The organism is Kutzneria sp. 744 (genome assembly GCF_000568255.1).
Lineage (GTDB): Bacteria > Actinomycetota > Actinomycetes > Mycobacteriales > Pseudonocardiaceae > Kutzneria.
This window is the reverse complement of record NZ_KK037166.1, coordinates 7635893-7648432: the sequence shown is the minus strand read 5'-3', so window position 1 is coordinate 7648432 and position 12540 is coordinate 7635893. Positions and strand designations below refer to the sequence as shown.

At 70.2% G+C, this 12540-nt stretch carries 10 protein-coding genes and 2 pseudogenes; all 12 read right to left on the bottom strand.

Translation table 11 applies throughout. The features are described from left to right. Positions 1-460: pseudogene (locus KUTG_RS61995) on the bottom strand (hypothetical protein); the annotation flags it as partial. Between the two features lie 26 nt (positions 461-486). Beyond that, the gene (locus KUTG_RS35230) at positions 487-1311 is read right to left on the bottom strand and encodes a PspA/IM30 family protein (RefSeq protein WP_043723033.1); all 825 of its coding nucleotides are present in this window, start codon (positions 1309-1311) and stop codon (positions 487-489) included. Positions 1312-1438: 127 nt separating this feature from the next. Next, positions 1439-2005 (bottom strand): hypothetical protein, encoded by a 567-nt coding sequence (locus KUTG_RS35225; protein WP_043723031.1) that lies wholly within the window; start codon positions 2003-2005, stop codon positions 1439-1441. Between the two features lie 41 nt (positions 2006-2046). After that, positions 2047-2475, bottom strand: coding sequence for a helix-turn-helix domain-containing protein (locus KUTG_RS35220; RefSeq protein WP_043723030.1), 429 nt, complete (start codon positions 2473-2475; stop codon positions 2047-2049). Between the two features lie 296 nt (positions 2476-2771). Beyond that, positions 2772-3245 carry a CinA family protein gene (locus tag KUTG_RS35215; RefSeq protein ID WP_043723028.1) on the bottom strand — a complete coding sequence of 158 codons (474 nt, stop codon included), beginning with the start codon at positions 3243-3245 and terminating at the stop codon, positions 2772-2774. After that, positions 3242-3826 (bottom strand): CDP-diacylglycerol--glycerol-3-phosphate 3-phosphatidyltransferase, encoded by a 585-nt coding sequence (gene pgsA / locus KUTG_RS35210; protein ID WP_043723027.1) that lies wholly within the window; start codon positions 3824-3826, stop codon positions 3242-3244. The genes KUTG_RS35215 and pgsA overlap by 4 nt, the downstream gene beginning before the upstream one ends. Beyond that, positions 3823-5243 (bottom strand): annotated as a pseudogene (gene rimO / locus KUTG_RS35205) (30S ribosomal protein S12 methylthiotransferase RimO). The gene pgsA and the pseudogene rimO overlap by 4 nt, the downstream one beginning before the upstream one ends. Positions 5244-5577: 334 nt before the next feature. Further along, positions 5578-6792, bottom strand: coding sequence for an AAA family ATPase (locus KUTG_RS35200; RefSeq protein WP_198047408.1), 1215 nt, complete (start codon positions 6790-6792; stop codon positions 5578-5580). Positions 6793-6895: 103 nt separating this feature from the next. After that, positions 6896-7192, bottom strand: coding sequence for a nuclear transport factor 2 family protein (locus KUTG_RS35195; protein WP_043723024.1), 297 nt, complete (start codon positions 7190-7192; stop codon positions 6896-6898). Positions 7193-7285: 93 nt separating this feature from the next. Further along, a complete protein-coding gene (locus KUTG_RS55525; protein WP_063753603.1) occupies positions 7286-8749 on the bottom strand; it encodes a hypothetical protein in 1464 nt (487 codons plus the stop codon). Between the two features lie 375 nt (positions 8750-9124). Beyond that, positions 9125-10534, bottom strand: coding sequence for a S8 family serine peptidase (locus KUTG_RS55520; protein ID WP_157494967.1), 1410 nt, complete (start codon positions 10532-10534; stop codon positions 9125-9127). Positions 10535-10702: 168 nt separating this feature from the next. Then, on the bottom strand, positions 10703-12540 hold a 1838-nt coding region (locus tag KUTG_RS35185; RefSeq protein ID WP_198047407.1), incomplete at its 5' end, for an AAA family ATPase.

Here is a 12540-nt window from a genome sequence, read left to right as displayed (position 1 = left end):
GGGGCGTGCCGAGTTGGACGAGCAGTTCGGCCAGGCCGGCCTCGGCCTCGGCCAACCGACGCATCGGCTCGCGGGCGATCGAGCCGCCGGGCGGCAGCCGCACGGGCGGCGGCGTGGCGGCGGGCAGCGCCTGGCGGTGCAGCGCGATCGTCTTGCGCGCGGAACCGATGAGGCAGTAGAGGAACAGGGCGGTCACGATCATCGCCGTGACCCCGGCGAAGCTCAGCAGCGCGGCGTGCTCGACGCCGATCCAGACGCCGCCGAGCACAGTGGCGCCGGACCAGCCGACCGTGGCGCGCTTGGCCCGGCGACGGCGGCGCAGCATCTTGGCGCGGGGATCACGCCAGCCGTGCACCTTGGTGCGGACGGTGTCGGCGACCGGGCCACGCAGCTGCTCGCTGACCGACTGACCGATCTTGATCAGTTCGCCCAGGTCACGCTTGCGCGGTCCGGCCGCCATCGTCCCACTCCCCCGCGTCTACCCGGTCAGGCCTGCTTCTCCTGCGCGACCCGCTGCGCGATCTCCGCCTGGATGTTCGCGCCCGGGCTGGCCGGGGCCGACCCGCTGGTGACCTGTCCGGCCACCGAGCCGCCGCCCAGCGAGGCGCGGATCTGCTCCAGCCGGGCGTTGCCGGCCATCTCGGTGGTGGAGGCCTGCACCTCAAGCATGCGGCCCTGCACCGAGTTGCTGGCCAGCTCCGCGGAACCCAGCGCGGTCGAGTACCGCTTCTCGATCTTGTCGCGGACCTCCTCCAGCGACGGCACGTTGCCGGGCGCGGCCAGCTCGCTCATCTGGTTGAGCGACTTCGCCACCTGCTCCTGCATCTTGGCCTGCTCCAGCTGGCTGAGCAGCTTGGTGCGCTCGGCCAGCTTCTGCTGGAGCATCATGGCGTTGCGCTCGACGGCCCCCTTGGCCTGACCGGCGGCCTGGAGGGCCTGGTCGTGCAGGGTCTTGAGGTCCTCGATGTTCTGCTCGGCCGTGACCAGCTGGGTGGCGAAGGACTGTGCCGCCTGCTCGAACTGCTGGGCCTTGGCCTCGTCCCCCTTGCCACGGGACTCGTCGGCCAGGACGAGCGACTGCCGGGCCGAGGCCTGCAGCTTCTCCACCTCGCCGAGCTGCCGGTTGAGCTTCATCTCCAACTGCCGCTGGTTGCCGATCACGGCCGCGGCCTGCTGGGACAGCGCCTGGTGCTGCTTCTGGGCCTCTTCGATGGCCTGTTGGATCTGCACCTTGGGATCGGCGTTCTCGTCAATCTTGGCGGAGAACGCCGCCATCAGGTACTTCCAAGCCTTCACGAAAGGGTTGGCCATCTCCTCCGCCTGCCTTCTGCCTACTCCTGGATGTACGAGAACGCCGCGACCAGGCCAACGAGCCGGTGGCGGTGCAGGTTCCATCGTGTCAGGTGAGCCGGACCGCTACCACCGACCCCGCCGAATATCAGGGTCGCCCCCGAGCCGGAACCTCGGGCAACCCCCTGGCCAGCACCCGGACCTCGGCCAGGTTCACCCGGAGTTCGACCAGCTCAACGGCCCGCTCGGTTCCCACGGAGTGGCCGGAATCACGAACACGTTCCAACCCGGTGACGCACGCGTGCATGCGTGTCGTCAGGGCGTCCCTGGCCGCGCGGAGCCGCTCGGCGGTAGCCAGACGATCACTCACCGCGCGGAAGGCCGAGGTCAGCTCGGGGGCGCCGGCGCCGTCCGGGGCGAGGCGGGCCGCCAGACGGTCACGGGTCCGGCGCAGCTGGGAGGCGCGCAGCGCCGCCAGGGCGCGATTGATGGCATCGACGTCGGCCTCGGCCGCCCGCAGCTCGGCGAGCACGCCGGCGGCGTCGTCGTACGGGTGAAGCTGTCCGGCCGCCAATTCGGCTCGCTCCACCCAGCGGAGATCGTTCGACCGATCACGTGCCGGTGAACCCGCCCGGGCGACGGGCCTGCGCCGGGTGAGCACCAACAGCGATCCGGCGGCGACGGCCAGCAGCACCAGGGCCACCAGCAGCGCCACCAGCTCGAACTCGTCCAGGGTGGAGCGCCTCCTGTCCGTCCTTACGCGGCGACCACGACCTCTCCCCGCGGCGGGGTGAGGGTGGGCAGACGGTGCGTGAGCACCGGCTGGAGCCGGATGTCGCTGAGGCTGTCCCCGACGGAATCGGGCAGCAGCCGGCCGCCCTCGTACTTGGCCTCCGCGTGCTCACGCGGCTTGGCGGCCTCGCCCGCGGTCGGCGCGTTGGCCACGGCGGCCAGCGCGCTCATGTCGGAGGCGACGGTGTGCAGCAGATCGGCCATCGGCAGGTCCAGCGCGTCACAGATGGCGGCCAGCAGCTCGCTGGACGCCTCCTTGCGGCCGCGCTCCACCTCCGACAGGTAACCGAGGCTGACCCGTGCGGACCGGGACACCTCACGCAGCGTGCGGTGTTGGGTGGTGCGAGTGTGGCGAAGCCGATCACCGATCGCCTCGCGAAGCAGCACTGTCATCGCGCGCCTCCTTCCAGCCGGGCCCGTACCGACCACGTTACCCAGACGGCACCCCCGCTGGCACCGACTTCTCACCACGTACGCCCAAGGCGAACGAGTGAATCAACCTGGATGTTCCCCGGGCCGCGGTGACCAGGCAAGATCCGCGGCACGGCCTTGACCTGGGCCAGAGCGGCTCCAGAGTGATCCTCACCCGATCTTGCCAACGCGTCGCGGGCGGAGATGGTTCACCACACGATCGAGCGGCTCGCCACACTTGCGCACGGGGGATTCGGGCAAGTTCGGCTACCCGCGGTTCACCTCAGGCAATCCCGCAGCAGGTCAAGCACGGCGACGACACTGCCCGTGCGGACCTCCTGCCGTCCACCCGAAAGGCCCAGTCGGCGCACCTCCACGCCGGGCGGGCCGGCCACCGCGACGTACACGGTGCCGGGGGCGATGCCGTCCTGCGGATCCGGGCCGGCGACGCCCGTCAGGCCGAGGCCCCAGGTCGCCCCGCAGCGCTCACGGGCGCCCTGGGCCAGCTGTGCGGCGACGTCGTGATGCACCGCGCCGTGCTGGGCCAGCAGTTCCCGGTCGACCCCCGCGAGCTGGGCTTTCAGGTCCGTCGCATACACGATCAGGCCGCCGCGCAGCACCGCGCTCGAACCGGCGACCGAGGTCAGCTCGGCCGCCACCATGCCCGCCGTCAGCGACTCCGCCGTCGCGACCGTCTGCCCCAGCTCCCGCAGCTGAGCGACCAGGTCAGCGGTCCCTTGCTCCGGCGTCACGGTGTCTCTGCGACCGCGCGCAGCCGGAACGCCCGGACCACGTAGTCCGCGCCGGTCACGACGGTGAGCAGCAGCGCCACGCCCATCGTCACCCAGCGCACGAAGATCAGGAACGGCGGCAGCGGCAGCAGGTAGAAGCCGATCGCGATGATCTGCATCAGGGTCTTGGCCTTGCCGCCGCGGCTGGCCGGGATGACGCCGTGGCGGATCACCCAGAACCGGAGCACGGTCACGCCGATCTCGCGGGCCGCGATCACGATCGTCACCCACCACGGCAGGTCGCCCAGCACCGAGAGGCCGACCAGCGCCGAGCCGGTCAGCGCCTTGTCGGCGATCGGGTCGGCGATCTTGCCGAAGTCGGTGACCAGGCCGCGCTTGCGGGCCAGGTCGCCGTCGATGCGGTCGGTGATCGAGGCGATCACGAACAGGCCGAACGCCACCAGCCGCCACAGCAGGTCCTGGCCGCCGCCGGTGAACAGGGCGAGCAGGAAGAACGGCACCATGACCAGCCGCGACACCGTCAACACGTTGGCGATGTTGAGCAGCGGCACCGGGGCCGCGGGCTCGTCCCCCTCGCTCATCGCGGCAGCACTTCGATCGGGCGAACGATGAGGTCCACCCCCTCGCTGTCGACGACCTCGGCGCGGACCAGGTCGCCGACCTTGAGCCCGTCGGCCTCGACCAGCACGCACTCCCCGTCGACCTCGGGCGCCTGGTGGGCGGCCCGGCCGACGCAGTCGCTGTCGTCATCCTCCTCGTGCTCGACGAGGACCACCACCTGCTGGCCGATCCGGTCCTCGGCGCGCTGGTTGGTGAGCTCCTCGACCAGCGCCGAGAAGCGGGCCACCCGCTCCGCCACCGTGTCGGCGTCCAGCTTGCCGTCCAGGGTCAGCGCCTCGGTGCCGTCCTCGTCCGAGTAGCCGAACACGCCCACGGCGTCGAGGCGGCCCTCGGTCAGGAAGCGCTCCAGCTCCTTGAGGTCGTCCTCGGTCTCGCCGGGGAAGCCCACGATCACGTTGGTGCGGATGCCGGCCTCCGGGCTCAGCTCCCGGATCTGCTTGATCAGCGCCAGGAACGAGTCCGTCGACCCGAACCGGCGCATCCGGCGCAGCACCGCCTCGCTGGAGTGCTGGAAGGACAGGTCGAAGTAGTCGGCCACACCCGGCGTCGTCGCGATGACCTTGACCAGGCCCGGACGCGTCTCGGCCGGCTGGAGGTAGGAGACGCGGACCCGGTCGATGCCCGGCACCTGCGCCAGCTGCGGGATCAGCGTCTCCAGTGCCCGGACGTCGCCCAGGTCCTTGCCGTAGGAGGTGGAGTTCTCGCTGACCAGGAACAGCTCGCGGACCCCGTGCTCGGCCAGCCACGCCGCCTCGCCCAGGATGTCCTCCGCGCTGCGGGACACGAAGGCCCCGCGGAAGCTCGGGATCGCGCAGAACGAGCACCGCCGGTCGCAGCCCGAGGCGATCTTCAGCGGCGCCACCGGCGCGTCGTCCAGGCGGGTGCGGAGCACCTGCGGGCCCCAGGCCGTGCCATGGCCCGGCAAGCGCCACCTCCGGCGCCTTCTGCGGCCGCTGCACCGGGCTGATCGGCAGCAGCGTGCGGCGGTCGACCGGCTTGTGCCCTCCACCTTGCGGCCCTGAGGATCTCGTCCAGCCGCTCGCCCAGCTGCGGGTAGTGGTCGAAGCCCAGCACCGCGTCGGCCTCCGGCAGGCTCTCGGCCAGCTCCGCGCCGTAGCGCTCGGCCAGGCAGCCCACCGCCACCACCTTCGCGCCCGAGTCCGACGCCGCCAGCAGCGTGTCCACCGAGTCCTTCTTCGCCGACTCCACGAAGCCGCACGTGTTCACCAGCACGACGTCCGCGCCGCCCTCGTCGGGGTCGACCAGCTGCCAGCCGTCGGCCGTCAGCCGGCCGGCCATCTCCTCGGAGTCGACCTCATTACGGGCGCAACCGAGGGTGAGCAGGGCGACACGACGGGACGTGGAGGGGGAAGACACGTGCCCAAGGGTATCCGCCCGCGGGCGTGCTTCAGCCCGGGAGGACCTGTCGAACTACTTTCCACACCCCTGTGGACGGATTCCGCCCATGGTCCCGCCCACTCGGATCGAGCCCTTCGGCCCGCCCGACCGCGTCCTCGACGCCCCCGTCATACCGGCCGAAGTCGACCCGTGACTTGTCGTAACCGGGCACTTGTCTGATCAACTTGGAGACGACGAGCCGCACGCCCAGCTCGTCCACCAGGCGCGCGGCCTTGGCGATGTCGAACTCGGCGGGGGACGCGTTTCGCGTGTCGGACGAGGTGATCGGGCGCGCTCCCCTTGCCCGGTGTTGTCACGACGCATAGCGGCTGAGCAGTGAGTCCTCGAACTCGCGCTCGAACAGCATCGGCACGCCGTCGTAGCTGCCGCTCAGGTAACGCCGTTCCGCGCTCTCCCCCTTGCGTGGACGGAACTCCGCCAACGAGGAAAGCCTGCTCGCGCCGTCGGACCCCTTCTCCACGAACCACACCTGGTCGCGCCGGAGCACCTCGTCGTCCTGCGCGCTTCGCAGCAGCGAGGCCTCGTGTGTGGTGAACACCAACTGCGCGTGCCGCGGGTTCGTCTCCGGCTTCTGGAACAGCCGGATCAGCTGGGCCGTCAGCAGCGGATGCAGGCTGGTGTCGAGCTCGTCGACCAGCAGGGTGCGCCCCTCGTCGAGCGCGTCGAGCACCGCGGGCAGGAGCCGGACCCAGGACTGCGTGCCGGCCGACTGGTTGTCGAAGGAGAGCGTCCGGGCGCCTCCCGCGTGGGCGAACCGGATCTCCTCGCTGACGGGCAGGGCCGGTCCGCCTTCGCGCACGAGCAGGTCGCGCAGCATCACCTCGGCCCGGGACCGGGGCGAGACCTCGATGCCGACGATGCCCATGTCCGCGCACCGGACGAGGCTCACCAAGCGGTCCCGCGCGGCCGGATCGCCGAGCACCCGGGTCACCCGGTCGAGATCCTGCTGCCGCGAGCTGCGGGCCCGGAAGGCCAGGTTCTCCACCAGGAACCGGTGGGCCGGCGCGACCGGCCCCACATTGGACTGCGCGGCGACGCTCAGGAAAAGCGCGTTCGGCCGGACCAGCGCCTTGAGCACGTCCATCTTTCCGCGCAGGTCGCCGACCGTGCTGCCGACCTTGATGGCGCCGTCCTCGCGTTCGAAGATGACCCGCTTGCGCTTCTCCGGGTAGCTGTACAGCCATTCTTCGCGCACGATCCGGCTGGCCACGACGAATCCGTACGTGTAGCGCACGTCCTCGGCGACGAATTCGGCGACGAACCCCGACGGCTTCGCGGCCGCCTCCGGATCGAGCTCGAACGGCCGCCGCGGCACGCCGCCGTCCGGCGTCCAGCGGCCGAACGAGTCGCGCACGGCCGAGGCCATGAAGTCCATGGCGTCGAACAGGTTGGACTTGCCGGCCGCGTTCGCGCCGTAGACCGCCGTGACGGGGACGGCCCAGCCGTCGCCGTAGACGGGCAGCAGTAGGAACTCCTGCTCGTCCCGGATCGACCGGTGGTTGGCCACCCGAAAGCTCCGTAGCACTCCTGACACCCCAGATTCGTGAGCTTCGAGCCGATCTGTGCGAGAAAACCGCGCGAATCGACCCGAAGCTCAACACAGGAGGGCCTCAGGGCTCCTCGGGCCGGATGTCGATCACCAGGTCGCCGTCCAGCCGAACCACCGGGTGGGCGGTCCAGGAGCCGTCGGGGCCGGCGACCTCGAGGGTGAGGCGCAGGACGTCGCCGTCGGCCCGGACGTCCCGGACGGTGAAGCGGACGCCCTGGTCGAGCAGGCCCCGGTACCAGGCGAGGACCTCGTCACGGTTGCGGCAGCTCTCGCCCCAGCGGGCGTCGGGGTGCAGGAGGGCGGCGAGCTCGGCGGGGTCGGCGGCGGACAGGGCGGCGCGGACGCGGTCGGCGATCATGGCATGCATCCTCGGCTGATTTGTCGACTTATCGGCACGGAGGCGGGCCCCGACCGGGACCCGCCTCCGCTGCTCACCGAGTCAGCATGAGCCTCAGCTGACGGACTGCACCACCACCGACGAGCGGCCGACGACGGAGCCGTCCTCGGCGACGAGGTGGAGCTCGCCGACGAGCACCCGGCCGGCGCCGGGGGCGGCCAGCGCGGTGACCGTGCCGGGGACGACCCAGGTGCTGCCGGAGGCCCGGCCGGCGTTGCTGTCGTTCACGGCCACGCTGCCCAGCGACGGCGAGACGTAGATGTCGCTGTAGTCGTAGGCGGTCGTGCCGGCGGGCACGTCGAAGCCGTCGATCTCGACCTGCCAGTGGCCGGCAGCCGGGTTGGCGATGGTGACCTGCTCCTCGGCGGTGGACCCGCCGCTGGTGCCGGCCTGCACGCAGGCACCGCTCGTGCAGTCGTAGACGATCATGTCCAGGTCGGCGCCGCGGTCGGCCGGGTTGCCGATCTTGGCGCTGAAGCTGGACATGCCGGCCGGCACGGTCACGTCGATCTTCTGGACGTCGCCGGTGGCGATGGTCGGCCGGGACGTGGCCCGGCTGCCCAGGGTGCCGCCGACCAGCTTGCCGGTGAACGCGGCCAGCTGGTTGGCCACGCTGTACTCACGGGCGACCGGCACGCCGAGGGTGGCCGAGGCGATGGTGTCCGGGTCCGGGCTGATCTTGGTGCCGATCAGCGAGGACGTGATGGTGAACGGCGTGTGCAGCGCGTCGGAGGTGCGCCGCGACTCGACGGCGATCTCCCACACGCCCGGCATCGGGTTGACCACCGTGCGGCTGATCGGCGAGCCGCCGGCACAGCCCGCGCCCGCGTCGGGCGAATAGCAGTTGGTGGACGTGTTGGAGTCCAACGGAACGCCGCTCGGGTCGTTGCGCAGGAACCGGATCTGCCCGGTGCTCGCGGCCATGTCGACCTTGAGCGCGGAAGCGCCGGCCGGCACCCGCACGAACACGCTCGTGCTCTCGTTGCGGCCCACGCTTGCATTGTTGGACAACGTGTACGCGTTGGCCTGGGCGAAGTCCGTCACCGCGACCACGGTGTTCATGGTGAGCAGGCTGGTGCCGGCCACCTTGAGCACCGCCGAGTGGATGCCGGCGCTGCGCGGGTTGACCTTGACCTCGAACGACACCGGCTTGTTCAGCGGCAGCACCACGGAGCCGGCCGACCTGAAGGTGCCGTCGTTGCCGGTCCACTGCACGTCGTAGCGGGTGTTGCGGTTGGGGCCGCTGGTCCGGGTCAGCGTGTACGTGCGGGTGTACGCCTTGCCGGGGGTGACGCCCTCGTGGTCGTAGATGCCGACGCCGACGTTGGCCGTGGGCTTCAGCTGCCCGCCGAGCACGGTGTTCACCGGCACGCTGGCGGTCACCGAGACCGGGGAGACGTTGTCCTGCAAGCGATGGAACGCCGCCTGGACGTCGAACAGACCGGCGCCCTGCTCGTACGCGCCGACGCCCGGCACGAACTTGGCGGTGGACTTGATCGCCTCACGCAGCGCCGCCACCGACGGCCGCTGGCCGTGGTGGGGAAGTAGGACGTGAGGTCGAGGACGTTTATCGTCAGCTCCATCGTTCTCTTTCTATTAGTTTCGAGACCCTCAATATATATGTAGAACAGATGCCGTCAATTCTTCTGCGTCCGCTGCAGAACGCGACAACTTTGGAGCCAAGCGAACCATCACTGTATTAAGATCGTTTCTTTCGTCTCGGGGTGATGTGGACGTGCTCAAAATCGTTCACTGTTAAGGTACTCTTTAGACGCCCGTACAAGTTGGTGAGCCTCGGAGTGGAATCCGAGTAGGTCAGCGGTTTGAGAAATGGTGGAAAAGTAACAGCGTTAGTAATGAAGAGATCGACGATGCTTCCCTAATGTTGTCTTTTCAGGGGTCTGTAGGCTTAATGATCGCGTCGGTGGCCACGGACGGGTCGCCGACGGTGTTCATGCCCGCGCCGCTGTTGCCGGCGGAGATGAACAGCTGCACGTTGAACTCGGCGATGGTCCGGTTGTAGAGGTCGGCCCGCGCGTTGTTGCCGTCGTTGAGGGCGGGCAGGCCGCCGATCGAGATGTTGATCGCGTCGGCGCCGTTGCGCGCGGCGTAGAGCAGGCCGTCGATCAGGCCGCTGTTGGTGCACGAGGAGGAGGTCAGGCAGACCTTGACCGCCATCAGCTTCGCGCCCGGGGCCGCGCCGGCCATCTTGCCGCCGAACAAGGAGTTGCCGGCCACGATGCCGGAGACGTGCGTGCCGTGGGCGGCGCCGGCGATGCCGATGTTGACGTACGCGGTCGCCCCGCCGGAGTAGTTCGACTTGTCGGTCTGCACCACGAACGGGACCGTGCCGAAGTGGCCGACGTCCTGCTTGAACCGGTAGTCGATCATCCGGGTGTTGTTGGTGAAGTCCCCGTCCCCGTCGACGTCGACCCGGACCTCCTTGGTGGTGACGTCCTGGAGGATGCCGAAGGAGTCGGTCTTGTCGCCGTCACGGTCGAGGTCGCCGGCCAGCTCGCCGCCGCGCAGGTCGCCGGCCGTCTCGGCCAGCGTGGCGATCGTGTACGGGCCGCCGGTGGCCGGCGCGGTCCAGGTGCGGCCGCCGGCGGTGAACCTGCCGGTGTAGCGGGTCTTGGACATCGCGACCCAGGTGCCGTCGCCCGACTCGACCGGGTCGTTCGCGTCGTACCAGTCGACGATCTTGCGCTCGCCGGTGGAGGTCTTGGCCAGCGCCGCCGTGTCCAGGTCGATGCCGGAGTCGAGGATGGCGACGGTGGTGCCGCGGCCGTCCCACTGCGGCACCTGCTGTGCGAACTGCGCGGCCCCGGTGTCGCCGGTCGGCATGTACGGGTTGACCCGCGGCGTGTCCTTGCCCGGCGGCTTCTGCGGCAGCGCCGGGCTGCTGCCCTCGGGCTTCGGCTCGTCCCGCTTGATCAGGCCGTCGACGTCGACGGACCGGACGGCGCCCAGCTTCGCGGCCTTCTCGGCCTTGTCGCGCGGCACCTCGACCTTGATGTAGTCGACGTCCTTGGCCGCGGTCTCGACCTTGCCGCCGAGGCTCTGCAGCTCCTGCACGGCCTGGTCGGTGCGGCCTCGCTCGGCCGCGACGACCAGCGTCACGGTCGGTTTGCCGGCCCGCTCGGCCTCGGCGACCAGCTCGCGGTCCTGCTTGTCGAGCTGCTTGGCGGAGCTCGGGGGCGTGTCCTGGGCGCTGGCAGCAGGGGTGGCCAACGCCAAGGAGCTCACGCCGAGCACGCCGGCCAGCGCGATCGCACCGGCCCGGCGTCTGAGATGGGCTGTCACGGGGGAAATCCCTTCCTGGGGGACAACGCCACCGAAGCACACCTTTCACACAAGACGATCTCAATCGGACATAAAGAGCATCTTCCGCCGATCGTCGTGAACTGTTCGGCCGAATGGTGCGCCCGCTGCCCCTTGGTACGCCTGCGTTCGTCGCAACATCGCCGTTTTTCAGGCCACGGGGAGGTCGCCGACGTGCAGGGTCTGCAACTCCTCGTCGGGCAGCGCGTCGAGGTCGACATCCGGCGCGGCCAGCCGCACGGCCTGCCGGGCGATGGTGCGTTCCAGCAGCTGACGGGCGGAGCGGCCGTTGGCGAAGCCGACCGTGCGATCGATGCCGGCGATGGCCGCGGGCAGGGCCTGGCGCAGGTCGTGGGAGAGCAGGTAGTTCTGGCTGCGGGCCATGATCTCGAAGATGCCGGCCAGTTCCTCGTCGCTGTAGTCGGGGAAGGTGACCGTCGCGCCGAAGCGGGAGCGCAGGCCGGAGTTGGCGTCGAGGAAGCGGTCCATGTCGGCCGGGTAGCCGGCGGCGATCACGAGCAGGTCGTCGCGGCGGTTCTCCATCTGCACCAGGAGTTCCGCGACGGCCTCCGGCCCGTAGTCGGACGGGCTGTCGCCGACGAGGGTGTACGCCTCGTCGATGAACAACACGCCGCCGATGGCCTTCTCGATCACGGCCCGGGTCTTCGGGGCGGTGGTGCCGATGTACTCGCCGATCAGGTCGGGGCGGCTGGTCTCCACGAGATGCCCGGACGACAGCACGCCCAGTTCCCGGAACAGCTGGGCGATCAGGCGGGCCACGGTTGTCTTGGCCGTGCCGGGGTTTCCGGTGAAGACGAGGTGCCGGCTGCGGGCCGCGACCTTCAGGCCGGCGGACCGGCGGCGGGCGTCGACCCTCGTCTCGGCCACGAGCGTTCGGACCTGGTCCTTGACCGGGGCCAGGCCGATCATGCCGTCGAGCTCCGCCATCAGCTCGGCCAGGCTGCGCCGGGCGCCGCCGTCGCCCTGCTGCACGCCGCTGTCCTCCGGGGCCGGCAGGTCGTTGGCCACCAACAGATTCAGCGCTTCCGGCGCGATGTCACCCATCGTGGCCAACCGGCCGGACTGCCGGGTGATCGTGGCCTCCAGCAGCTGCCGGGCCGACCGCCCGTTGGCGAAGCCCCGGCCGCGCGGGATGCGCGTGATCCGTTGCGGCAGCGCGGTTTCCAGGTCCTCGGCCAGCTCGTACCCTTGCCCGCGAGCCATGATCCGGAAGATGCCGGCCAGTTCCTCGTTGCTGTAGTCGGGGAACTCGACACGGTTGGCGAAGCGGGACCGGAGGCCGGGGTTGGCCTCCATGAACTCGTCCATCTCCTTGGGATAGCCGGCGACGATCACCACCAGGTCGTCGCGGCGGTTCTCCATCTGGGTAAGGAGCTCCGCGACGGCTTCGGCCGCGTAGTCGCCTTCCGTCAGCGTGTACGCCTCGTCGATGAACAGGATGCCGCCGATGGCGCTCTCGCAGACGGCACGGGTCTTCGGCGCGGTCTGGCCGAGGAACTCGGCGACGAGGTCGGACCGCTGCGCCTCGACGACGTGGCCGGAACTGACCACCCCGAGCTCGCGGTAGATCTGGGCCAGCAGCCGCGCCACGGTGGTCTTGGCCGTGCCGGGATTTCCCGTGAAGACGAGATGCCGGCTGCGTTCCGCGGTTTTCATGCCGGCGGCGCGGCGCTTGCGGTCGATGTCCATCTCGGCGACCATCGCGCGGACCCGCTGCTTCACCGGCGCCAGGCCGAGCATCGTGTCCAATTCGGACAGCAACTCGGGCAGCGTCTTGCGAGGGCCGCCACTTCCCTGCACCACACCGGCTTCGTCCGGGGCGGGCAGGTCGGCGGCGGTCAGCGCGTTCAGGGTCGCCGCGTCGGCGTTGTGGATTCCGGCCAGCCGCGCCGACTGCTGGGTGAGCGTGGCCTCCAGCAGCTGACGGGCGGCGCGGCCGTTGGCGAAGCCCCGGCGCGCGGGATCAG